Source organism: Bradyrhizobium sp. MOS002, from assembly GCF_003020115.1.
GTDB lineage: Bacteria > Pseudomonadota > Alphaproteobacteria > Rhizobiales > Xanthobacteraceae > Bradyrhizobium.
The window spans coordinates 1-22,661 of record NZ_PYFX01000035.1 but is presented as its reverse complement, the minus strand read 5'-3'; the positions used below and the strand labels follow the sequence as shown (position 1 = coordinate 22,661).

26 protein-coding genes and 1 pseudogene are annotated in these 22,661 nt (G+C 61.2%); 9 read left to right on the top strand and 18 right to left on the bottom strand.

Features of this window, described 5'->3' with window-relative positions; translation table 11 throughout:
* Positions 1-268, bottom strand: a pseudogene (locus tag C7G41_RS35715) (DNA topoisomerase IB); the annotation flags it as partial.
* Positions 269-528: 260 nt separating this feature from the next.
* On the opposite strand from C7G41_RS35715, the gene C7G41_RS35710 reads away from it, so the two are divergent.
* Positions 529-1,353, top strand: coding sequence for a ribonuclease HII (locus tag C7G41_RS35710; protein WP_106946912.1), 825 nt, complete (start codon positions 529-531; stop codon positions 1,351-1,353).
* Between the two features lie 31 nt (positions 1,354-1,384).
* Here C7G41_RS35710 and ligD read toward each other — a convergent pair whose 3' ends face one another.
* From ligD to C7G41_RS35665, 7 genes are all read right to left on the bottom strand, one after another.
* Entirely contained in the window at positions 1,385-2,332 is a 948-nt protein-coding gene (gene ligD, locus C7G41_RS35705; protein WP_106946910.1) for a non-homologous end-joining DNA ligase, read from the bottom strand.
* A 12-nt stretch (positions 2,333-2,344) separates the two neighbouring features.
* Entirely contained in the window at positions 2,345-2,908 is a 564-nt protein-coding gene (locus tag C7G41_RS35700) for an MOSC domain-containing protein (protein WP_106946909.1), read from the bottom strand.
* Positions 2,908-4,590 (bottom strand): DNA polymerase/3'-5' exonuclease PolX, encoded by a 1,683-nt coding sequence (locus tag C7G41_RS35695; RefSeq protein ID WP_106946908.1) that lies wholly within the window; start codon positions 4,588-4,590, stop codon positions 2,908-2,910. The genes C7G41_RS35700 and C7G41_RS35695 overlap by 1 nt, the downstream gene beginning before the upstream one ends.
* Positions 4,591-5,694: 1,104 nt before the next feature.
* The gene (locus C7G41_RS35680; protein ID WP_007611688.1) at positions 5,695-5,958 is read right to left on the bottom strand and encodes a GlsB/YeaQ/YmgE family stress response membrane protein; all 264 of its coding nucleotides are present in this window, start codon (positions 5,956-5,958) and stop codon (positions 5,695-5,697) included.
* Positions 5,959-5,983: 25 nt separating this feature from the next.
* Entirely contained in the window at positions 5,984-6,442 is a 459-nt protein-coding gene (locus C7G41_RS35675; RefSeq protein ID WP_106946905.1) for a YidB family protein, read from the bottom strand.
* A gap of 77 nt (positions 6,443-6,519) precedes the next feature.
* Positions 6,520-7,140 (bottom strand): general stress protein, encoded by a 621-nt coding sequence (locus C7G41_RS35670; protein ID WP_106946904.1) that lies wholly within the window; start codon positions 7,138-7,140, stop codon positions 6,520-6,522.
* Between the two features lie 34 nt (positions 7,141-7,174).
* Complete coding sequence (locus C7G41_RS35665) at positions 7,175-7,495, bottom strand: PepSY domain-containing protein (protein WP_199198785.1); 321 nt, start codon at positions 7,493-7,495, stop codon at positions 7,175-7,177.
* A gap of 397 nt (positions 7,496-7,892) precedes the next feature.
* Between C7G41_RS35665 and C7G41_RS35660 the strand changes: the two genes are divergently transcribed.
* Positions 7,893-8,078, top strand: coding sequence for a DUF3606 domain-containing protein (locus tag C7G41_RS35660; protein ID WP_106946902.1), 186 nt, complete (start codon positions 7,893-7,895; stop codon positions 8,076-8,078).
* A gap of 33 nt (positions 8,079-8,111) precedes the next feature.
* Here C7G41_RS35660 and C7G41_RS35655 read toward each other — a convergent pair whose 3' ends face one another.
* Together C7G41_RS35655 and C7G41_RS35640 are read right to left on the bottom strand one after the other, a co-directional pair.
* Positions 8,112-9,011 (bottom strand): 3'-5' exonuclease, encoded by a 900-nt coding sequence (locus tag C7G41_RS35655; RefSeq protein WP_106946901.1) that lies wholly within the window; start codon positions 9,009-9,011, stop codon positions 8,112-8,114.
* 1,391 nt (positions 9,012-10,402) lie between these two features.
* Positions 10,403-11,467, bottom strand: a complete 1,065-nt coding sequence (locus C7G41_RS35640; RefSeq protein ID WP_106946898.1) for a class I SAM-dependent methyltransferase — start codon at positions 11,465-11,467, stop codon at positions 10,403-10,405.
* Between the two features lie 214 nt (positions 11,468-11,681).
* Between C7G41_RS35640 and C7G41_RS35635 the strand changes: the two genes are divergently transcribed.
* The 4 genes from C7G41_RS35635 (at position 11,682) to C7G41_RS35625 (ending at position 14,764) form a co-directional block, all read left to right on the top strand.
* Positions 11,682-12,251 carry a TetR/AcrR family transcriptional regulator gene (locus tag C7G41_RS35635; RefSeq protein WP_199198784.1) on the top strand — a complete coding sequence of 190 codons (570 nt, stop codon included), beginning with the start codon at positions 11,682-11,684 and terminating at the stop codon, positions 12,249-12,251.
* Positions 12,252-12,260: 9 nt separating this feature from the next.
* The gene (locus tag C7G41_RS38085; protein ID WP_199198783.1) at positions 12,261-13,628 is read left to right on the top strand and encodes an alpha/beta fold hydrolase; all 1,368 of its coding nucleotides are present in this window, start codon (positions 12,261-12,263) and stop codon (positions 13,626-13,628) included.
* Positions 13,595-14,365 (top strand): glycosyltransferase, encoded by a 771-nt coding sequence (locus tag C7G41_RS38080; RefSeq protein ID WP_199198782.1) that lies wholly within the window; start codon positions 13,595-13,597, stop codon positions 14,363-14,365. The genes C7G41_RS38085 and C7G41_RS38080 overlap by 34 nt, the downstream gene beginning before the upstream one ends.
* A gap of 183 nt (positions 14,366-14,548) precedes the next feature.
* Positions 14,549-14,764, top strand: a complete 216-nt coding sequence (locus C7G41_RS35625; RefSeq protein WP_106946896.1) for a hypothetical protein — start codon at positions 14,549-14,551, stop codon at positions 14,762-14,764.
* Between the two features lie 10 nt (positions 14,765-14,774).
* Here C7G41_RS35625 and C7G41_RS35620 read toward each other — a convergent pair whose 3' ends face one another.
* The gene (locus C7G41_RS35620; RefSeq protein WP_027568297.1) at positions 14,775-14,957 is read right to left on the bottom strand and encodes a hypothetical protein; all 183 of its coding nucleotides are present in this window, start codon (positions 14,955-14,957) and stop codon (positions 14,775-14,777) included.
* Between the two features lie 238 nt (positions 14,958-15,195).
* Here C7G41_RS35620 and C7G41_RS35615 point away from each other — a divergent pair, with 238 nt between their 5' ends.
* Together C7G41_RS35615 and C7G41_RS35610 are read left to right on the top strand one after the other, a co-directional pair.
* A complete protein-coding gene (locus C7G41_RS35615; RefSeq protein WP_106946911.1) occupies positions 15,196-15,615 on the top strand; it encodes a CopG family transcriptional regulator in 420 nt (139 codons plus the stop codon).
* A 4-nt stretch (positions 15,616-15,619) separates the two neighbouring features.
* A complete protein-coding gene (locus C7G41_RS35610; protein ID WP_106946895.1) occupies positions 15,620-16,819 on the top strand; it encodes a PHB depolymerase family esterase in 1,200 nt (399 codons plus the stop codon).
* 371 nt (positions 16,820-17,190) lie between these two features.
* On the opposite strand, the gene C7G41_RS35605 is transcribed toward C7G41_RS35610, so the two are convergent.
* The 6 genes from C7G41_RS35605 to C7G41_RS38580 form a co-directional block, all read right to left on the bottom strand.
* Positions 17,191-17,373 (bottom strand): hypothetical protein, encoded by a 183-nt coding sequence (locus tag C7G41_RS35605; RefSeq protein WP_146159872.1) that lies wholly within the window; start codon positions 17,371-17,373, stop codon positions 17,191-17,193.
* A 62-nt stretch (positions 17,374-17,435) separates the two neighbouring features.
* On the bottom strand, positions 17,436-17,558 hold the full coding sequence (locus C7G41_RS38935; protein WP_306768090.1) for a hypothetical protein: 123 nt from the start codon (positions 17,556-17,558) through the stop codon (positions 17,436-17,438).
* A gap of 65 nt (positions 17,559-17,623) precedes the next feature.
* On the bottom strand, positions 17,624-17,812 hold the full coding sequence (locus C7G41_RS35600; protein WP_106946893.1) for a hypothetical protein: 189 nt from the start codon (positions 17,810-17,812) through the stop codon (positions 17,624-17,626).
* A 518-nt stretch (positions 17,813-18,330) separates the two neighbouring features.
* On the bottom strand, positions 18,331-18,720 hold the full coding sequence (locus C7G41_RS35590) for a response regulator (RefSeq protein WP_106946891.1): 390 nt from the start codon (positions 18,718-18,720) through the stop codon (positions 18,331-18,333).
* Between the two features lie 821 nt (positions 18,721-19,541).
* Positions 19,542-19,880 carry a hypothetical protein gene (locus C7G41_RS35575; RefSeq protein WP_106946888.1) on the bottom strand — a complete coding sequence of 113 codons (339 nt, stop codon included), beginning with the start codon at positions 19,878-19,880 and terminating at the stop codon, positions 19,542-19,544.
* A 944-nt stretch (positions 19,881-20,824) separates the two neighbouring features.
* Positions 20,825-21,001 (bottom strand): PilZ domain-containing protein, encoded by a 177-nt coding sequence (locus tag C7G41_RS38580; protein WP_245446885.1) that lies wholly within the window; start codon positions 20,999-21,001, stop codon positions 20,825-20,827.
* A 773-nt stretch (positions 21,002-21,774) separates the two neighbouring features.
* Between C7G41_RS38580 and C7G41_RS35565 the strand changes: the two genes are divergently transcribed.
* On the top strand, positions 21,775-21,957 hold the full coding sequence (locus C7G41_RS35565; RefSeq protein WP_106946886.1) for a hypothetical protein: 183 nt from the start codon (positions 21,775-21,777) through the stop codon (positions 21,955-21,957).
* Positions 21,958-22,225: 268 nt separating this feature from the next.
* Here C7G41_RS35565 and C7G41_RS35560 read toward each other — a convergent pair whose 3' ends face one another.
* Positions 22,226-22,390 carry a DUF3606 domain-containing protein gene (locus tag C7G41_RS35560; RefSeq protein ID WP_306768091.1) on the bottom strand — a complete coding sequence of 55 codons (165 nt, stop codon included), beginning with the start codon at positions 22,388-22,390 and terminating at the stop codon, positions 22,226-22,228.
* Between the last annotated feature and the right edge of the window lie 271 nt (positions 22,391-22,661).

Below are 22,661 nucleotides of genomic sequence, written 5' to 3'. Positions count from 1 at the left end.
TTGCCTGGATGTGGCCGTTCGACGACGGGCAGATCCACACGGACTCGTAGGCCGGCGGGATGCCGATTGATTTGATGCGTCGGATGACGGCCGCATCGGTGATGCGCTTGCCGTCCTTGTCGTAGTAGCCGAAAGTGGTTCCAGTCCGCTTGCGGGTGTACCCAGGCGCGGAGTCGCTGACATAGCGGAGGCCTTCTTCCGCGATGGTGGCCGCGACGCAGGCGGTGCGGTCCAGAACCTCTTCTTCGTTGCTGGTTTGTCGGAGCATGGGCCGGTCCCCTCGGAAGCACCCTGGATCGAGGCTCCGCCCTTGCTAAAGGGAGGAAGACACCGGTTGGTTCCCCTCGGACGTTGGTGGACGCGATGTGAAATTTGGAAGCCGCGCAGATATCGGTACCTCCGATGGAGAGCTTGGCCGGTTCCTTTTGACAAGGCGCTGCGCCGTCGAAGGGCGGGATGGGGTCTAACTTCAGACAATCGCCACAAACTTCACCGACACCTCCCCACAGTCAATTCACGATGGCCGCTATGTCCCAGTATTCACTAAACCTATTGCGTCAGCGCCATGTCGTCGAGAAAAGACCACTTGAGGCCAGCGTCGAGCAGATCTTGCGGGCCGACGCCCGCCCGGGAGCCCGTGCCATCCTTGCGTCAATCGATAAACGGCGCTCCGAGAATAGGTCCGAGGGGCAGCGCCTGCGAAAGATGCTCCGCTTCGAGAGCTCTCTCTGGGAAAGCGGCCATCATGCCGTCGCAGGCGTGGACGAGGCGGGAATTAGCCCTCTCGCCGGGCCAGTCTCCGCCGGCGCCGTTATCCTGAAGCCCGGCACGAGGATAATCGGAATCGACGACTCGAAAAAGCTCGACGCCGCCGCTCGCGAAGAACTCGCGAAGGAAATCAAGGAAAAGGCAGAGAGTTGGTTTGTAGCATTCGTCGACGTCGGGGAGATCGACGCGATCAACATCTACTGGGCAGGCATCCAGGCGATGCAGCGGGCCGTCCGGGGGCTAGGGTTAACGCCGGAGCACTTGCTGATCGATGCGAAGCGGTTGAAGGAAATCGACATCCCTCAGCAGGCCATCATTAAAGGCGACGCCAAGTCCGCCAGCATTGCGGCCGCCTCCATCCTCGCGAAAGTCGAGCGCGATACCTTAATGCGGACCCTCGACGAGCGTCACCCCGGCTACGGATTCGCGGACCACAAGGGCTACCCGGTGCCGGCTCATTATGAGGCGCTCGCAAGGCTTGGTGCATGCGCAGCTCACCGGAGGTCGTTTGGACCTGTACGCAAGGCGCTCGGGCTGCCGCCCCTGCCACCGTGGCCTTCGGCGTCCGAGCGCGCCGCGAGCTGAACTCCAGATCGAGCGCTTCGTCTCGGCGGCATTATTTTCGCGACCACTTCGTTTCGCGAACGACGTCCCTGGCGTTTTTGTCGGACCTCAGGCCGAGATAGACCGGCTGGCGCAGCTCGCCCTTGCTGGTCCACTCCGCGAATTTCACTTCCGCGACCAAGGAAGGACGCACCCAGGTCGTAACCCGCTCATTTTTCACCTTGCCAGAGAAGGGCGACTTGGCTGTCTTCAGCCTCACGAGCTTGCGGTGAAGCGCTTCGAGAACTTGGTGGCTGAAGCCGGTGCCGACGTGGCCAATGTACCGCCATGCATCGGCGTCGCGTACCGCCAGCACGAGGGCGCCGAAGAAGGGCCGGGTTCGCCTCGGCGCGGTGAAGCCGGCGATCACTACCTCCTGCCGCTGCGCGGTCTTCACCTTCAGCCAATCGGCGGTCCGGCGTCCGGACGCGTACGGGCTGTCGGCGCGCTTGGCCATGATGCCTTCGAGATGCCTCAGCTCGGCTTCTGCGAAGAACTTTGTTCCGCTGCCTTTGCGGTGATTGCTGAACGCGATCAGCTTATGGCGCGGCAGGAGGGCCTTGAGCCGCTTCTTGCGCTCGAGAAACGGCAGCGCACGCAGGTCCTCGCCGGCTGCGAACATGAGGTCGAACGCGCAGTACAAAAGCTTGGTCCCGTGACGCAGGGCGTTTTGAAGCAACTGGAAATGGGATACGCCGTCCTTCCCGATCGCAACGAGCTCGCCATCGATCACAGCGTCCGCCTTCACTCCCTCAAGTGCTTTCGCGACCTCGACATAGGAGTGGCTGATGATCTTCCCGTTGCGGCTGTAGAGCGCGACCCGACCACGCCGGATTTCCGCGACCATGCGGAAACCATCGAACTTGTCCTCGAAGACCCAATTGGGATCGTCGAACGGTGAATCGATCAGCGTGGCCAGCATAGGCTGCAGGCGAAGAGGCAGGGTTGATTTGCGGGCCATGGTAGGCTCTTTCTACACGGCCGGCAGAGGCCGAAACGAGGAGGACGGAGGGCGAGCCCGCGCGGTATCACCAGCCGCGACCATCCCGCCGGCCCGTACCACGCCCAGCACCCCAGCTTTGAACGGAGGGCCCGTTTCCGCCGACGAGAGCACCTGTTGTTTAAGGCCTTGCTGGAAGCGGTCGATCAGAACGCAAGGCGTCCGGAGGCCGGTCAGCTCCACGATCGCCGTTGGTCCAAGCTCGATGAGCGTCCGCAGAGACATCCGCTCAAGGTCCAGACCGGCAGTCGTGATATTCTCGCCCAGGTCCCCCGCTGCAACCTGGAAGCCGGCATCCGAAAGGGATGCAAAGAGCTCGGCCGGGATGAGGTGCACCTGCCGGAGATTGGGTAGGCGCGGCTGCCGGCGGGCGAGATACCGGTGCTTGACGAACGCGCCGGCGTGGGCGTCGCCTTCGACACCATGGCCTTCCACCAGCATGATCCAGTCCTGCGGCGGTTTGCTGAAGTGGTGACCGCGATTGGCGGCAACTGCGACCACGGTGCCCTCCAGCGAGAAGACGTGCCCGTGCTGCATCAGGCTGCCCGGGCGAACGAGCGCCGCTTCTGGCGGAGGTAGCGCGTGATCTCCGGAAGAGCCATCGCGTTCAGGACCCGGTCGGCGGGGACACCGCCCTTCCGAGCCATCTCGACGCCCCAGTGCATGTGGTCGAGCTCGGGGATCGAGTGCGCGTCCGGATTGATGCTCATCAAGCAGCCGAACTCAAGGGCGGCCTGGTGCCAGCGCCAATCCAGGTCGAGGCGCCATGGATGGGCGTTGATCTCCACCACGACGTCATGCTTGGCACAGGCGCGCAGCACCTTGTCGACATCGATCTCGTAGCCTGGCCGCCGCTGCAGCTGGCGCCCGGTCATGTGGCCGATGATGGTGGTGTGAGGATCGGAGATGGCCCGAAGCAGGCGCTGCGTCTGCGCCTTGCGGTCGAGTTTGAAACGGCCGTGGATGCTCGCGACCACGAAGTCGAAGCGCTGCAGCACGTCGTCCGCATAGTCCAGCGAGCCGTCGGCCAGAATGTCGGACTCGATGCCTTTCAGGATCCGGAAATCCTTGCCGAAGCGCTTGTTCAACCGGTCGGCGTCCCGGTGCTGCTGCGCAATCTCTTCCTCCGAGAGACCGCCCGCGTAGTGCGCGGACTTGGAGTGGTCGGCGACCCCGAAATACTCGAAGCCGCGCTGGCGCGTGGCCTTGGCCATCGTCTCCAAGGTCTCTGTGCCGTCGGAGGCATCGGTGTGGCAATGAAGGATTCCGCGCAGGTCCTTGTCAGTGACGAGCTTCGGCAACTTGCCCCTCAGCGCCAGCTCGACCTCGCCGCGGCCCTCACGGAGTTCAGGATCGATGAACGGCAGGCCGAGGGCACTATAGATCTGGGCCTCGTCGCGGGCGATCAGGGTGCGACCCTTGTGCAGCCCGTCGCTCTCCAGCCGCATTCCTTTCTCCGCGGCCAAAGCCTGGAGCCTCTCGATGTGAGCGGCTGAGCCGGTGCCGAAAAGAAGGGCGGCGCCGAAGTGGTTGCGGTCGGACAAGCGGATTTGCAGTCCGTCCGCCGCCGAAGCATTCGCCGCCTTCTCGATCTTGGCAGCCTCCGCGACAATCGTGAGCTCGCCGACGAGTTCGCAGCCGCGGCGGAAGTCGCCTGCGATCGTCACCCGCTTGAGCTCCGGCCGGGCCTTCCGCAGAGAATCCTTGGCGTGCGCGAGCAGGGCGGCGGCACGGTGCAGATGGAGGCGACCTTCTCCGCTTTTCGCGATGGCGAGATTCTGCAGAATCTTGGTCTGCAGCGCCGCGCCGAGACCGGTGGCGTTCTTGATGCGGTCGTCCTTGGCGGCGGCCTCCAACTCGGCGAGTGAAGTGATGCCGAGATCCTTGTAGAGACGCAGCATCTTTTCCGGCCGCAGACCTGGCACCGACAGCATCTCGAGCACGCCCTTGGGAATCTCCTTCCGGAGCTTTTCAAGGCTCGGATGAGTGCCCGTCTTGTGCAGCTTGGTGATGATATCAGCGATCGCCTCGCCGACGCCGGGGATTTCGGTCAGTCGGTCCTCGGCGATGAGCACGTCCAGGGGGACGGCAAGGGCCGCCAGGCTGTCTGCGGCCCGCGTGTAGGCTTTGGCCCTGTAGGGGTTCCCACCACGCAACGCCGTCCGCTGTGCGTATTCTCGCAGGAGACTGACGATCGTGCGAACGTCCACGGAGGCCACTCAACGAGCCTCCCGTTCCGCGCCTCGCCTCACCGGAGCAAAGGCTCGTTTATCGGGTGGGCCGTCGTCGCGCCGGGGATCGAGAGATGCCTCAAGTTTTTGCGCTGCCCGGAAGTCCTCAAGGTGCTGCGTGTTCGGGCTATAAGCAGCCTCCTTCTTGAGGAGATTGTAAATCCGCCCCGCAACCAGCTGCAGATGCTTCATTCTGCCGCGCAGCATCGATCGGGCTTTGCAAAGAGCCCGGACGGCGTAGGCGCGGAAGTAATCGAACGCGTCAGACATAATGTCGGTAACGCTCGGTCTCCCCTATGGTTCGGTTGCTGGCCTGGCCCTGCTGGAAGGGCGCCCCCAAAGCGTCGGCTCGACCCAACGCCTAGGAACGAAACGCAGCAGCGTGGCTTCTTCGCTAAAGGAGTCGCGCAATGAAACGCTTTGGCATTGCAGTTGTCTTAGCTCTCGTCATCCCTTGTGCAGCATTTGCCCAAGGTGGGGGTGGAGGCGGCGGCGGTGGTGCCGGCGGATCTGCCGGTGGAAGCGCTGGCGGTGCGTCGTCGTCTGCAGGTGCAGGGGGTTCGACTGCAGCATCTCCCTCCGCTACAGGAGCCGCAGGCGCTGCGAACTCGGGCGGGACGGCAAGCCCGTCGGCTACTGCCCCGAATGCAAATACCAATCCAACCACCGGCACCACCAATGCGATAACCGGTATCGCCAATGGCACTCCCAACCCTCAATCCGGGCGTCAGGGAGCGGTCAATGGAAACAGCACGAGTGCCGCAAGCCCCGGCACGAATGCTGCCGGAACCGCAGCTTCATCCGGAACGCCTGCTGCCAATACCCAAGGGGCCGCCGCGGGCGGCATTGGTCGGCCGACGACCACTGATCAACACGATAGTGACGCCAAGATCGATCAGGAGAACAGCAAAGTCGATCAGACCGTGAAAAAGATATGCAAAAATTGCTAAGTTTGGACGACAGAGGTGATGGGCCGCAGAACCTTCGGCGTCAGGCGCGGCGAGCGACGAGGCCCTAGGCCGGTTCGGGTGCATTAAGGCGTCTACACAAAAGGGTCAGCTTCCATAACCCGCGGAATTCCGTTCACAGTGGCTAGATGGCCCGGCGGCTGCGACCGGCTACAAAACCGTAGACGAGAAGCACGATGATGGCGCCTACCACTGCCCCCACTAGTCCTGCGCCTTCTCCTGGCCGGTACCAGCCGAGAGATTGGCCAAGATAGGTTGCAACGAACGCACCCACTATTCCCAGGATCGTGGTGAGGATGAAACCCGAGGGCTCGTTGTCGCCAGGCATGATGAACTTCGCGATGACGCCTGCGATGAAACCGATGATGATCGTCCAGATGATGCTCATATCTTTTCTCGAGTCTTGAGGAGTGTTATCCCGCCGATTGCGCCGGAAGACGTCCGTCCGGCGTGTATTTGTCCACCGCTGCCGGAAGCTCGCGCGACAATCGGTTCAAGATCTCCTGCTGAGACAGGCCGGTCTGCTGCTCCAGTTTTTGAAGAACGTCCGGACCGATAGCCTGCTGGAGTTCGGGCGGGGTGACTTCGCGGTTTGGTCCCTGATTGATCCAGGATTGAGCCGCGTCGCCCTGTCCGTTCTGCTTGAAGTGCTCGAGCAACTCGCCGATCCCGCCATTCAGCAGCGAACCCACGCCACCGCCTCCCACAAGGCCACCAAGATTGCCGAGCATGCCGCTCAGGGAATCCTTGGCACCCGTCGGCTGATCGGAGGTAGCATTGCGAAACATGTCGGCGAGCTTGTCCCGATTTTGATAACCGGCGATTGCGAGCATACCCAAGAGGGCGGTCATCGATGGCATTCCGCGGCTCATTTTCGGCTCCTGAGTTCGATAATGGGTAATCGTGCGCAAGAAATGGCGGCCCGCCTGGTGTGCGGGCCGCCGGTTATTCATCGCATCCCGGTGCCGTAGAGTTGGCGTTCTCTGCGGACCTCCTCCGCCCCGTAAGGTTTGGCGGAGGGATCGTAGCTCTTCCACCCGGCCTTCTGCCAGGCTGCGCTTCGGTCGCGCAGATTGACGGCGGACTGGTTCAGGATCGCTTCGTATCGCGCGCGGTCCGCATCCGGCACACGAGCCGAAACCAGCGTGCCGCCGCGCCTCACACCTTCGGCGTAGAGTGGTGCTTCCTCGTCGGATACGCCAGCCTGCGTCAACGCCCCGACGACCCCGCCCGTCGCGCCGCCGGCAACGGCTCCGAGCGCGGTGGACGCGAGCCATCCGGCCGCCACTACCGGACCGAGGCCGGGGATAGCCAACAAACCAAGGCCCGCGAGCAAGCCGGCCGCGCCACCAAGACCTGCGCCGAGGCCCGCTCCCGTAGCCGCGCCTTCCGCCCGATCGTCAACCCCATCGCGATCGCGATCGACCTTCTTGTCGGTGCTGTACCAGTTGTCCGAATTGTTCGCGACGATGCTCAAATCCGAATGCGGCACGCCCGCGGACTCCAGGCTCGTCACCGCGCGCTGCGCATCGGAATAGTTGTCGTAGAGACGTGAAATCGTAATGGTCATCTTGATCCCTCTAAATCTTCGCTGCTGCGCGAAATTATTTGGCCGCGTTGACGTTGCCCTGGAAATCCAGGCTCACCTTGGATGAGGCGCCGCCTTTAGTGGCCTTTCCGCGCCAAACGCCGTTGTCGTCCTTCTTCAGCGCTGTGACGTTCGTGTAGCCCGCGGCCTCGATCTTGGATTTGGCCTGGCCCTCGGTGAAGCTGTTGGCGCCTGCAACCGGCTTGCTGGAATTGTTCTGGCCAGAACTGTTGACCGCATTATTGTTGGGCCGATCGGCAGCCGGCGGCTTTTGCGCAAACGACGGGCCGGCGAGTAGCGAGGCCGCCGTCAGCAGAAGAAGAAATTTATTGTTCATGTCGTCCTCCAATAGTGGCACGGCACAACAGGTACTGGTCCGAGAAGTTCCAAGTTTTCCCGGTCCGGTCGGCTTGGGTGGAGGGGTCCTCAGGGCAACTACAAGATGCCAGCTGGCGCCGTCGCGTACTGCGCGAGCTGTGTGTCCTCGCCTCATGATGCCGAACAGTGCTGCCTCTTGACGACATCATTCGTTTGGTTCGACTTGGCGCGACCACTCTTGGAAAGCATCGAAGCAGCCGCGACAGGAGGTGCTAGATACACCCGTCGAGTTACGCCGATGCAGGCCGGTCCATCCCGGTTGCCGCCCGCCGTCGCGCTCGGATAGAGGGACCGTTGCGGAACCTGCGAATCCTTACAACGTTGCACTGCCATTAGATTCGCAGAAGGAGGACTTGATGGCAGCCGCGAAGAAGAAGACTGCGCGAGGACGTAAGCAGGACCGGGCGCGCGTCGCAGGCGGGCAGAAGCACGAAGTCGGCTATGAGGCGAAGAAGACCGGACGGTCCGCGCCCGCGGTCAAGAAGGCGGTCAAGAAAGTCGGCAATTCCCGCAAGCGGGTCGAGAAGCGTCTCGGGCGCTGATGCGCAGGCGGCGGCTTCTTCCCGAGCTGCCGGTCACAGATCCGGCTGGAGAAGCGCGTGAAAGCGCAGCGTCTGCAGCCGCGGCTCCACGTCGCGGAGATAAATCTCTGACCGGAGAAATGCGAGCTCCGCGTCGAGCGCGGACTCGCAGACGTCGACGTACCATGACTTAGGGCGCCCATCTGTGCCGTCGCTCCAGCGATAGCCGCGGCGCTTCAGCGAATGTTTCAGTTCGAACGGCGACTGTTCGGCCCAGATGCGGATGGTCTTCTTTCGTGCGGTCTCGAGCAGGACGGCGAGGGCCGGCGCGCCGGTCGTTGGTAGGTCGAAGTCTAAGATCTCGAGCAGCGCGTGACAGTCGTCAACCGCGCGGTGCGCCTGGTGGAAATAGCCGGCGCCATTCAGAAGGTAGCCGAGCTTCGCTCCATCGAAGCCCTGCTGCCGCCACTGGACCTCGGTCGCTGAGCATGCCCACGCCTTCCGCTCGAAGACGGGCCAGTAACGTTCGGAAAACTTCCTATCGAATCCACTGTTATGCGCGATGACCAGGGCCACGGAATCGTCGACGAAGGCGTTCACGGCGACCTCGTCGATCCTGTGGCCGGCCACCATTTCGTCGGTGATGCCGGTAAGCGCCGTGATCTCGGCTGGGATCGGCTCGGACGGCTCATTGAAGGCGGAGAACGTGTCCCTGACATCAATGATGCGCCCGTCCGGCGTGTAACCGAACTTGACCATGCCGAGTTCGATGACTTCGTCCTTGCGGTGGTCGAGGCCGGTGGTTTCGGTATCGAGCAGGATGCCGATCCTCGTTTCCTGTCCGGAGACCGCCATCGACCTCGGACGCGGCACCAGGCGCCGGAGGACCCGGTAGTCACCCGATCGGCCTAACGCCTCGGCCATCGCGGCCAGATCCGCTGCGTTTTGAAACATCTCTTCTCATGGTGAGCCGACCAGGTAGGCCCTGAGCCCCTACAATAGGGGCGAGCCGGTCACGAGATATCTGAAAGACAGGCAATTCACGGGCTTTTCGGGAGTGTCGGGTGCAGTTGGATCCCGTCGCGGGACGCTCGCGCAGGGCCTCGATCGCGAGCGCTCCGGAGGTCCGCACCTATGAATGGGGGCGGATCGGGGCCGGCATCTCCGGACGGCTAGACAGGATCCCCATATGGCGCCGACCCCGGATTGCTACGGTCCTACCGGTGCGTGATCGTTTACGATCTTCAACTATATTTGTATCCATGGATCTCGAGTACGACCCCACGCGCGAGGCCGTCGCGGCGATGAAGCTTGCCGCCGAAGACAACGGCGCAGAGCGGCAGAGATGGATCACCGCCGCGCTGGCGTGGTCAGAACTCACTCGCCTCCGGGGGGCTGTCGAAGAAGCGTCGCCTAAGCGGCAGCTCGTTGCCGGTGCAAGGCGCAGCGCCTTCCCCTACCCCCTCTCAGGCTGCTAGGCCCTCGTTCAGGCGAAGTGCGATGCCGCACCCGTCTACGACCTCAAATCCTCGCTGGTGAGGCTAAAATCACCGGCAGAGGCCCTCCCGCCAGGCCGCCGGGTGCGCAGAAACGATTCTGCAATGCGCGTGGGCAGACTGCGACGGCGACCGCTGCGCAACCCGATCGGTCGAAACTTGGCCGACGGCCCGCTGCGGCCCTTCGAGCCGTAGGTCCTTCGCTGCGCGCCGACTTTGCCTCAAGCAGTGGAACGGGCTCGGCCGGATACGGTTGATGTGGCGGGCCCGCGCGAATGCACGGCCTGCGTGGCTCCGCCCTCAAGCCCCCCAGCCCCCAAAAGGCGGGGCCACGCTCATTCTCGCCCCTGCAGAATTTTTCGTTGACCGTAACTTGCGTCCGGCCGGGCGGTTTCGGACAGAATGCTGCTTTCGCTGGGGAGACCTTCCAATATTCCATGCTGAAACCACCGCGTTTTTACGCGCGGTCCCCGACGAGGTGTGCGAGAGCGTGTCACGCTACGAGAGCTCTGCCCGCACCACTCGCGTCCATGATCCTCGAAGCCGCCAGCAGGGCGAGACATCGGTCGACAGGCTGAAGCGGATCGGCAGGAGTGTACTTGCGAGGCCCCGAGGGTGCGGAACTATGTGCTCTGAAGCGGAGCAGCGTGGCCAGAGCCGCCCCGGGCTCTAACTAAGGTGCGTACGCATTAAGCGGCTAGACCTCTGATGTCCGGTTTGCCGTCAGCATCGGCCGAAGAGCGGATCGCCTCAGAGGTCACAGATGGGTCGGAAGCCGACCAACTTAGCAACAGAAAGGACCGACCAAGGAATTCGGGGCGGCGCGCCTGCAAGGTGCCGACCACGTTTTCATGGCCTCGCTTCCAGCACCATATTGAACGGACCCTGGGTGGCACGACGGACCTGACGGAAGCCACCTTCCTTCAGCACCTCGGTGAGCTTTGCCTCTCCGGCCTGAGCGCCGAGTGCTTCGCGGACTTCTTGGGCCATCGAGGTCGGCACGCAGATCATCGTCGATGCATTATAGTAGAGACGGCTGACCGGATTGCCGACGTTGTCGGCCGGATCATCCGCGGCAATCGGCTCGACGATCATCCAGGAACCACCGGGCTTAAGCAGGCTCCGCACATGCCTGGCGCAGCCCCGGGGATCACCCATGTCGTGCAGGCAGTCGAACATGGTGACGAGATCGAAGTCTCGCTCAGCGATATCCTTGGCGCGCGCGGTCACGAAGCGGACGCGGTCGGCGAGACCATGGGCCATAGCGTGTGCGTTGGCCTGCTCGATGGACGGCGCATGGAAGTCGTAGCCGACGAATATGCTCTGCGGGAACGCCTTCGCCATCAGCAAGGTTGAAAAGCCGACCCCGCATCCGATGTCGGCTACCTTAATACCCTCGGAGAGCTTCTTGGGCATGCCGTCCAGCGCCGGTAGCCAAGACTGCACGATGTTGTTGACATAGCCCGGACGAAAGAAGGAGCCAACAGCACAGAACAGGCAGCCCGAGCTTTCACCCCAAGCAACGCCGTTTCCGTTCCTGAATGCGGATTCGACCATCGTTCGCCCTTCCACCATCGCCGCCGCAAGGTCGAAAGCGCCTTCCAAGTAGACGGGACTGTCCTTTACGGCAAAGATCATTGCCTGTTCAGGTGTCAGACTGAACCGCTGGTCTGTCTTGTCGAGGGTGATGTAGCCGTTAGCGGCCTGTGCAAAGGCCCATTCACAGACGCACCTTTCGGTCAGGCCGGTTCGCTGTGCGAGTTCAGAAGCAGTCGCGGGGCCGTCCCGGTGCAATGCGTCGAACAGGCCGAGACGGAAGCCGATCCCAGCCGTCGGCACACTAAAGGCCCCGCCCAAGTCCCCCGGCATCTTTCCGACGAGGGCGCCAAGTCTGTCATTGTCCACTGCGCGCATGACTTAGTCCTTCTCTGGCTTTTGAGCTGAACAAAGGTCAGATATAAATTCGGTCGGTCGGCCGAATTATGTGCTGCGATGATGCGCGGAGTCAAGTAGGCTGTCTCTTGTTGACTGTGACCACGGGGCGCCCGACATTCGGCCGATCGACCTAGTCAAGGAAGGTGGGGACAGAATGCCGCGAAACGGCCGGAAGGCAGACACCAGAACGGTAGTGCTGGAGGCCGCAAAGAAGGTGCTCAGGCAAAAGGGATACGCCAAGCTGTCCACCCGCGATGTTGCTGCGGCGGCTGGTGTCCCACTCAGCCAGATCCATTATCATTTCGGATCCAAACAAGGGATGATGCTGGCGCTGTTCGAGTACCTCAACTCGCAGCTGCTCGACCGCCAGAACGCACTGTTTCGAGATACCGCCCTAAAGCTGTCCGAGCAGTGGGACCGAGCCTGCGACTATCTCGACGAGGACATAGCCTCGGGATACGTTCGCGTGCTGCAGGAGCTGATGGCTGCCAGCTGGGGTGACGGCGCCGTGGCGAAAGTGGTCCAGGCCGGCATCATGGGCTGGATGAAGCTGATCACAGACCTCGCGCGCCGGGCCGAGCGCGAATTCGGCGGTCTCGGCCCCTTCACGGCCGACGAGGTCGCCGCGTTAGTCGCCCACGCCTTTATCGGCGCGGAGAGCCACTACCTGCTCGGACTGGAAAAGAAAGGCGTTCCTGTCCGGCCGGCTCTTCGGCGCTTTGGTGATCTTATTCGCATCCTGGAGACTGCTCACCGAAAATGAGGTGCTGACATGCGCGCCAAACTTCCGGCTTTCGAAGGAATAGTTGAACGTAACGGTGTGAAGCTTCACTACGAAATCTACGGCAGCGGCGCGGAGACTATCGTCTTCGTGCCCCCGTGGAGCATCGTTCATTCGCGGGTTTACAAAGCGCAATTGCCGTGGTTCAGCGAGCGTTTCCGCTGCGTCACTTATGACAGCCGTGGCAATGGCCGATCCGATCGGCCAGACGACGTGGCGGCATATACGCTGGACAACTACGTCGCAGATGCACTTGCCGTCATGGATGCGGCACGAATTGGTACTGCCATTCTCGTCGGCCTCTCGCTCGGTGGGATGATCGCATCTGTGATCGCGGCTCACCATGCAGAACGAGTCAAGGCCGCGATCCTGGTCGGCACATCGGCCAGCGTAGGGCCCGCCTATCCTTACATGACGCCGGAGCACTTTCAGGCCGAGCGCGCGGAATTCAAGGATTGGGACAAATACAACGGCGCCTACTGGCTCTCGAACTATCAGGATTTCGCGGCTTACTTCGTCGGCTCCATCTTCTCCGAGCCACATTCGACCAAGCAAATTGAGGATGCCGTTGGCTGGGCCAGCGAGACTACGGGGTCCATCCTTGCCAGGACGGTGAACGCGCGGACGATGCCGCCGGCTTTCGATGTGAGCGAGGCCATGTATCGCAAGATCACCTGCCCGGTCCTGATGATCCATGGCAACGACGATCAAATCCAGCCCTATGCCCGGGCACAAATCGTAGCCGGCCTGACAGGTGCGGAGTTAACGACGATCGAGGGAGGAGGCCACAATCCGCTAGGTCGCTTTCCGGCGAAGTGCAACACCCTGATTACAGAATTTCTCCAGCGCCGGCTCGGCCTGGTTGCTCGGCCTAAGCGGACTCCTGCGCGGTCAGGGCCGAAGCGCGTCCTCTACTTGTCCTCCCCTATCGGGCTCGGCCACGCCCGGCGGGACATCGCCATCACGCGGGAGTTGCGTAACGTGCTTCCTGATCTGCAGGTCGACTGGCTGGCACAGGATCCGGTCACCCGGTTGCTCGAAGCGAGTGGCGAGACCGTTCATCCGCTCAGCGGCCGCCTGGCCAGTGAAACCCGTCATATCGAAATGGAATGTGGCGAACATGAGCTGCATGCCTTTCAGGCGATTCGCCGAATGGACGAAGTGCTGATTGCTAACTTCATGACATTTCAGGATGCCGTCGAGGAGTTGCGCTATGACCTCGTGATTGCCGACGAGGCGTGGGACATCGATCACTACTGGCACGAGCATCCCGAACTGAAACGAGCACCGCTGGTGTGGTTCACTGACTTCGTCGGGTCGTTCCGATGCCCTCGGGTGGCGAAAACGAGGCATTCCTGACAACCGATTACAATGCCGAAATGATCGAGCATGTCGAACGGCATCCCGGCGTGCGTGATCGCGCGATCTTTGTCGGAAACCCGGACGACGTCATTCCTCGGTCATTTGGGAGGGACCTGCCCGAAATGCCGGCCTGGGTGCCCAAGCACTTCGAGTTCCCGGGTTACATTCTCGGTGAACACCCCCAGACATTCGGGCCGCGCGCCGAGCTTCGACGACGGCTCGGCTACCGGGACGGCGAGCGCGTCTGCATCGTCACGGTGGGCGGTTCAGGCGTCGGTGCGCCGCTCATCCGGCGCGTTTTGGAGAGTTATCCGCTGGTGCGGTCCAGGATACCGGGATTGCGCATGATCGTGATCGCCGGTCCCCGGATTGATCCGGCGACATTGAACGCTCCAGTCGGCGTTGAAGTTCGATCATTCGTAGCCGACCTGGACCGACATCTCGCAGCCTGCGACCTGGCCATCGTTCAGGGCGGACTTACCACGTGCATGGAGCTGACAGCGGCCGGCACCCCCTTCATCTATTTCCCGCTGCAGAATCATTTCGAGCAGACCTACCATGTGGCATATCGACTTGATCGCTATGGCGCTGGCCGGCGAATGAACTATGCGGACTCAACGCGCGAGATGATTGCTGAAGCGACTATCCGAGCCCTGACCGAGCCGACGTTCTCTAAACCGGTCGAAAGCGGCGGCGCAGCACGCGCGGCGCACATGCTTGCGGAACTGCTCTGATGCCGCGGCCGGCCGCAGTGTCGATTCGTGCTTGAAGCTGCTGTAGGTCAGGCCGAATTACGAGTTCGTGTTGCTGGCCACATGGCGCCGCGACCGCTCCGCGTCGAGCGAGAAATCGACACAGATGCTTGCACCTGCCTTCGGACAATCTGGAACGGATGATCGCCCACTCGATTGGTCGGTATGACCGAGCGAGTTCTCTACGAAAGCAGCAATGGTGACGTCTGGGCGCTGACGCGAGATCCGCGGACGAATACGCCCGTCGTGAAGCACCAGCCCAACATCGGCTCAGGTGGCCAAGTCACCTATACGGATATCGGCCAATTCCTGCGTAGTGGCGCCGGGGGTCCAGAGCGCCAGCAATTGCTGAAGCTGATCGACACGCTGCTGGAGGACTGAGAGAAGCCGCTCAGGCCGACCATTTGTCCTCCTCACGGCGCGCTTCGTCGTCGTTGATGCGCTCGGCCAGATCGGCAGCGGTTTCATGATCCTCCGTAGTGGCGATGGGCTCGCCATCTTGCTTCTTGATCTTTTGTCCTTCGGCAGTCACCGGAAAATCATCGGGTGCTAATCGCTTCTTGGAAGTGGACATGTGTCTTCCTCCTGTAGCCGCGATGATAGCACGCCGCCCAACGAGCCCTCAGTTGATTTCAGTCGGTTAAACCTCACGGCCGGACGAACCTACCCTTGGAAGGTCGCGAAACGGCAGCGGATCTCGTCCCGAAAGCGCGGCGGCGGGAGATGTTTGCCTGCCGCCTTGAAATTCTTCCGTGAATGTCCATTTACCATCCAACCGCCATCCATTTGGATGGTGAGAATGGATGTACCCGATGACCGACAATGTACGCGAGCTGCGACCCCGGACCCCGGATACGGAGAAGATCACGATCAACCTGGGCTATGTGGACCTCGGCCAGGTCGATCTCATGGTGCAGGAAGGGTTTTATTCGAACCGCACCGATTTCATCCGGACGGCGATCCGCAACCAGCTCGAGCGGCACGCGGAGGTGGTCAAGCAATCGACGGTCCGTAAAAGTCTGGACCTGGGGCTGCGTAACTATGCCCGCGTCGATCTCGAGAGGGCGCGGCGCGACGGCGAGATGCTGCACATCAACGTCCTCGGCTTGGCGACCATCGACCAGGACGTCACGCCTGAGCTGGCACGCGCCACAATTGCCTCGGTCTCGGTGCTCGGAGCCCTTCATGCCAGCCCCGCAGTCAAGGCCGCTCTCGCCGACCGAACGAGGTGAACCGATGCTGAATCCAGACATGGTCCGCGAAGCGACCCGCCTCACACGTGCCGGCCAACTGGTCGAAGCCACTGCACTGCTGCAGCGAATGCTGCGCGGCGATGGCGGCCCCCCAGCGACAAGGGGAAATGCTGTGCCTGTCGAGCCTGCAAGGCTAGAGCCGCCGACAATCGAGCTGAAGGCCAATGTCGTCGAGGAGAAGGAGAGCGGGCCGTCCACGCAAGCCACGCCTGCCAAACAACTCAAAGGCCTCGCGCCCTTCGGCGCCATGAAAGATCTCTCCGGATTCGGCATGCCAGGCCCGGTCGGGCGTACTCCGATGTCCAAAGCGGATATTGCACCGGACGGCACAAGGTTCGTCTCTGCCACCTTCACCAACGCGGCGGGAAGTCGGACCTACAAGCTGTTCATCCCCAGCCGCACTCATGCAGGACCGCGTCCCCTCATCGTCATGCTTCACGGCTGCACCCAGTCACCGGACGATTTCGCCGCTGGTACCCGGATGAATTTTCTGGCGGACGAGCGGAATTGCTTCGTTGTCTATCCGGAGCAGCCACGGGGAGCCAACCATGCGAAATGCTGGAACTGGTTTCGCACGGGTGACCAGCGCCGGGATGGCGGTGAGCCTTCGCTGATCGCTGGCATCACCCGCCAGATCATGCGGGAGCATCCTATCGATCGCAAGCGCGTCTACGTCGCAGGCCTGTCGGCCGGCGGGGCCGCCGCGGCCATCATGGGCGCGACGTACCCCGACCTATACGCCGCCGTCGGCATCCACTCCGGCCTGGCCTGCGGGGCTGCCAGCGACCTTCCGTCCGCACTGGCCGCTATGCGGCAGGGCAGCGCTGGACCGATCGGGACGGCTGGCGCGTCGGTGCCGACCATCGTCTTCCATGGCGATCGCGACACCACGGTGCATCCCAGCAATGCTGACCGGATTCTCCGTTGGCCGGGCGAAGATGCGAGCGTGAGGACGAAGATTCTTCGCGGGCGAGTACCTGAGGGACACGCGTATACCCGCACGATCTTCACCGACGAAGGTGGCTTGGGCACGTCCGAGCACTGGAGCGTCCACGGGGCCGCCCACGCCTGGTCAGGAGGCAGTCCTGCCGGGTCCTACACGGATCCGCGCGGGCCGGACGCGACCAGGGAGATGCTGCGTTTCTTCCTCGAACATTCGCTGGCAAGCTTCACGCGGAGATAGGGCGCGGCGCCGCAGTTGCCCCGCCGAGAAATGCTATAAAACTGCGTCGCCGCATAACCCCTCCCCCCGACGCAGCCCTGTGCACGCCATTAAACATTACAGGGGCAATCTCACGACAAAGTTGGCCCGGTCTGGTTGCCGCCAGACGCGGAAGAATGGCGCTCATCCGAACTGAGCGCCAGGTGCGGGGCAAGGCTTCGGCGGATCAGGTGTAATCAACGTCAAACTCAGGGCTTCTACTCTGAGGGTTGCAGGTTCGATTCCTGCCAAGAGCGCCAACAACAAAACTTACCGTTGATCAGCTGCTAAAACACTTCGCGGCGACCCACTTTTGGAACGTCTGTTCCGGTGGGTCACATTGGTTCACCGGCCTATCCCTGATTGCGCGGCCCCCGGGAAGGCGAGGACGACACCGTCGGCCCCCGGATCACCGCCCGGGCCATCGGCGTCGGGTCGAACCCGTAGCGCGTCGGCCCCCCCTGCCGCTCCAACTCGGCGACGATCGCCTCCATCACATTCATCAGCCTGGCCGTCTCGGCAGAGGCGTCGGTCATGATCATGCCCTCGGTAATACTGGGGCCATCGTACCACGTCCGACGTGGGTAGCGAGCTCGCGCTACCGACTCATCACCGCATGGGTGTCGGTCACAAGGCCCGGCCGCTGCACCAGGACTGCTGCGACTCCGACCAGGACCAGCATCGAGGCGACCATGATGGCGATCCACTTTCTGTCATCCATGGGAGCCAATACCGGCCGCGAGGTCTCGTTCCCATCGGTGTCTGGGCTTTCCATAACAGGCTGACTCAGGGATGTGGTGGCTCTTCTGGCAGGCTCGGTGGCGGCAGGCCATATTCCAAGGCACGCTTTGCCGCCAGCCTTCTATAAGCCGCTGCCTGATCCAATAATTGGGTTTTGAAGGTCGAGTCCTGCTCGCCCGCCGCCAATTTCTCCAGACTGACGGCACGCTCCAGGTATTCGGTCAACAGTTTCATCGCCGCCCCCGGCTTCTCTCGGCCCCTCAAAATCTCACGGCGCGAAAAAGGTCAAGCGGGAAAGTCCGGCTGCCGTCCCACTCCCTCAGGGCAGCGCGCGAGGTGGCGGCTCGAACCTGTCAATTCTGTTGGGGCCCTGCCAAAGCTCTACCGCGCGCCAATCAACAAGTCCCTGGGCGCGCTGGCGAGCGGTTTCCTCGTCTTCACAGAAAAGGTCGATGCGGCCAGCAATGTGACCTTCCGCATCTATTATATAAGCTCTGAATTCTGACAATGGACCGGGGCGTTGCCACTTTTTCCCGATCGGCCTTAGAGCGTTTCAAATTCTGAGTCTAGCCTCTACACGAGGCTTTCCACTGGTGCGCCCACTTCTTCAGGGGTAACGCGATGCGCTGGAGTCCGCTTGGGGTCAAAAGCGGTCCTCGACCGGATGCTCGCGGGTCGGCTTTGGGCATGGTTGGCCTCCGCGCCTGTTTTCTTAGTGACCGTTTTAACAGCGTTGCGCCGCTGCGCGCGCATCAAGTTGCAGCGCCCGGGAGGTTCGTCAGGTCGCTCAAATGGGCCGCCACTTCGCGAGCCGAATATGGCTTTGGCAAAAAACGACCTCCGTTCGGGAGATGATATCCCTCGATCCGAGCATGGGCCGACGTGGCGATGATCTTAACGGGCAGCCATCGGTCCCGAACGAAGTGGGCGAGTTTCACCCCGTCCATCGAACCAGGCATATGGATGTCGGTAAAGAGGACGTGAATGTCCAGCCGCGCTTCAAGAATAGCAATTGCTTCATCAGCGTTGGCTGCTTCAAGCGTGTCAAACCCTGCGGCTTCAATCATTTCAATTGCGTCTAGGCGGATCAGCAATTCGTCTTCGACGATGAGAATTACGGGCCGCTTGCGCGAATCGTTCATTTCCTTTGCCCCTGCCGCACAAGCTAAGAAACTGACCTCCAAATTGTTCCGATTCCTCAAGACGCCTGCGGTCTATCATCCTTGGTCTAGTTTGTCCGCTGCGGGTCACAAGCAGCGGTCGAAGGGGGCGTTACCTGGCGTCTGCTCTAGGGACCTTAGCCGACATGATAACGGATCATCGTGCCTTCGGCGAAAAGGGTGAATGACATCTGCATTCTCCATTCGGTTTCGGTTAAGCGTCGCTATCTTCGATAGCTCTGAAGACGTTTCGTGTTCATCGGCCACGATGCTGGCTCCCTTCTTGACTATCAACACTGTTTTGCCCGACCGCGCCATATTTCGGTTTATCGAAATGTTGCTTAGCTTCGTTGGAGCGGAGAGACGGCGCCAGTTGCCGCTTCGCCAGCTCGGGCGGCGAGCCGGCGACAAATTCAAATACTCTCAAAGCGTCGTTGTGTGAGCTGTGCTACCCTTTCAGGGAACACAATTTTGGCTACCCGCCACCTACCAAGGCCCGGCCGAGCTTGGTGCTCCGAGATTCATGCCGGTCACGAATTATCCATCGACCAGCAAAGAAAAGCCGTGCTTCCCAAGCCCAACCCATCGCCGCGGAGAAAACGAGTGAAACCAAGCCGGCACGAAACCAAGAACGTCCCCGTGCGGCGCTGATCGAGCGCAGGTACAGGAAGGCTCCGAGCAGCGTCCCGTAATTCCTCCCGAAGTCTCCGCGCCTAACCATTAAGCCCCACTGAAGCCGGGGCCGTCTCTCCGCTCCAACGGCAGCCCGAGGAGGATGGTTGAAGGTGGGGCTGGCCAGCCACCTATTTGTCAGTGAAGAACGTCAATAGCACTTTCCCCTTCTCGCCGATCAGGCAAAGAAACGTTCTGCGCGTATCGTTCTTCCCTTTTTCTAGATAGGCGTCGCCAATGACGATTGTCCTGATCGGAGTGTCCTCGACCTTCGTGTTTGCCTTCGCAACCGTCATGCCGTCAACATCGAGTGTTACGTCTTGAATCGCCGGGTTGCGTTCCCGAAGAGCCATTAGTCCGGTTGTTCGACATGCTTCCAACTCGGGATTTGGAGTCTGCGCCAATGCGGGCTCGACGCAGGCGAAAACCACGATCATGGCGAGCGCAGTACGTAAACGCTGAACGTTCATTTTGGGCTCCAAACTGAAAGCCCGCGCGGCAGAAGTGCCGAACGGCCATTGTTTCGCGCTAGAGTGCAGGGGTGGAGTGTAAACAACCGAATACTGCGCGAATTGTTCCACACGACGTACGGGTAGGGCGGATACGAGTTTAAGCCTGATTGTCCAGGCCCCTATAACGTGCGATCAAGCCGCCTGAGGCGGCCGCGCGGCGATGACAATTGGTGGGTCGTCCAATCCCAGCCAGAGGGACAATGGAGCATGCTCGGAACGGAGCAATTTGCTTCAAATTATCTCGCCGGAGGGTGAGACCCATGACGAACGCCGAACACCTACTGCAGCAAGCAATTAAGGGCGAGAGGTTGGCGAGGGCCGTAAACGACACGCTGACCATCGAGCGACTTCGGGCTTACGCGGCCGACTGTCGAAAGAAAGCGGCAGGGCAATCAGAGTGCGCAGCAGCCTAAGTCGCCGCGCTTAAGCGCTGCGCTAAGCTCCAAGGGAGCGAGCCCATGTTATTCAGCAAGGTGATCGCAACGCGCGCTCATAGTCGACTTCTTGGTAGTTGAGCGTGAAGGCGGAGCAGTTTCGCGCCCGATGCCTTCACTTTGTACCTGATCTTCCTGATTAGACGCAGCGTCTTCGGGCGCGTCTTAGTGACGAAGGAGCTTGTCCGATGAAACTTGGGGAGCCCCTGAGCGAGGAAAAGTCGGTTATCGACAGCCTGTCCCATCCGAGAGAGCTGGGCACACCCGAGCCGTGAGCGCTTTTAGTTTTTCCTTCGGGCCGCCTACGTGACAATTGGAATTATCACCTCTGGATCAAAGCCCGATGCAGAAGCAAGCAACAGCCCGCTTTTACGCTGTGCCGAGCTCCGCCAGCATGTCCGCAATCATCCTCACCAGAAACACAGCCACAACTGCCCCCTGGTCCGTGCGAGAGGGTCAGATTTGCGTTTACGGCAGAAGTGACTTGCCGGACACAAAAGCGATCCCGATCCCCTTGGCCGAGCGCCACACGGCTCGACACGGCCGGTCCAATTCCGCCGTCGGAATTCTTAGACTGAACTCGTGCGGAATACCAAGCTGACTCGGTACCTCCAGGAGCGCCCCGGTCTCGGAGAGGTCACGCACAACGCAACTGACGGCGCCACCGGGCAATTGGATCAATGCGGCTTTGAAGACGCGCCGCGGCGTACTTTGCGGTTTTCCATGACGCGAGACTACGAGGCATAGATGAGAAGTTGTTGAAACTTGTCGCGGAAAGTTACGCGACAATTCTGACGGTCACTTAAGGATGCAGTAACCACGCGGGGCATGCAATAGGGTATACCGACACACGAAGCGGCCAGTGAGGCGCCCTGTTGCAGGAGGAAGCGCAATGCACACGACACCGCATATTCTTCGTTCTTGTTACGACAGTGTCGCTGGCTCTCGTGGTCGTTAAGCTCCGCATTGTCACAGGACGACTTGAATGATCTGTGCAGTCGTGGAGGCCGTACCTCGGGCGCCGAGCTTTGAAGCACCGCGATCGACGCTGCAATGCTCCCTGACCGCCACAAACAGGGAAAAGCCGCAGCATGCCAGGAGTGCCAGGCTGCCAGTGTGAGCCGGCGGGGCCATCGAAAGGCCAGCTCCTCCCGACGACCTCCAATACACCATCGCCGGGAACGATTCGCGCGTTGCCGAATTATCCCAATGACGTTTCCCCATAACGTCAAGTACACAATGGCCTCAGCTTGCCCCCCCGGCTGAGGCGGTTGTCTTGTAGGCATTGTGAGATCGAACCTTTGGCTAGGGCCGACGCACCGTTAGCACCCCTTTTGTCGTTTTTGGGTCGCGATGACCGCTTTGCTCCCGATGCTGCCGCCGATCCGATAAAGCAGTTCGCATGTTCGAGTGGCGTAATGATTGATCCGCACCAGGTGAATACAATCATCTCCACGACGATTTGCGGGTTTTTTGCAAATCACCCGGACGCGAAAATTGGAATTGAAGAAGCCAAGCTGCTCGCGAAGCAGATTGCGGAGGCTCTCAACGAGGCAGGACTGCAGATTGCCGCCGCCGATTCGACGAGTGCAACTGACTAGTATGCTCGTGGCGATCGATCGTTCTGGCTTGTCTCGATAGCATGCTGAATGGTCATGACACGCGGCTCGTCAGTGGTGGCGTTTCTTCCCGCCTGCGTCTTCGATGATGTGGCTAGCATCCGGCTCTTCAATTCCCGCGTCCAGGCGCGGTCCGGGTGGTTCCGCAGACAAAGCCGATGCCGAAGCATAGGGAGAGTTGGGATTGGTCATGGGATGAAAAAGCGCGCGGGCCTTGCTCCAAAGATCGCAAGCATACCGCGCGCCTCGGTTACAACGCCAATTGTTTGCGAACGGCGGCGGCCGAATTGCCTACTTTGTCGACGGCCTTCTGCAGCTCGTCCCTGGAGACACCAAGCTCCTTGGTCCAGTACTTGACCTCGAAGTCTTCATGCATGTTGATCTTGCTACGGTCGCGCTGGTCCCGCTTGGTGATTGTCGCTCATCTTGCTCCTCCATCGCCTGGACAAGCCGCTCATCATCGAGAACGGCCAGCAGGTCATTGATCGTGTTTTCGGCGTCCCTCGGCCCGGGCTCGACATAGCGAGCCAGTATGGCTTGGGCTTCTTTTACCGCTTGGGTCGCGCGATCCGGCATGCCGGTACTCCACTCACTCGTGGAGAAAACGCCGTCAGGAACGCCGCGTTCCCTTGCTGAGCCCTTTGAAAGAGCTTGCGCGAAGCAGGCCTTCAGACGTGATGTCCCGG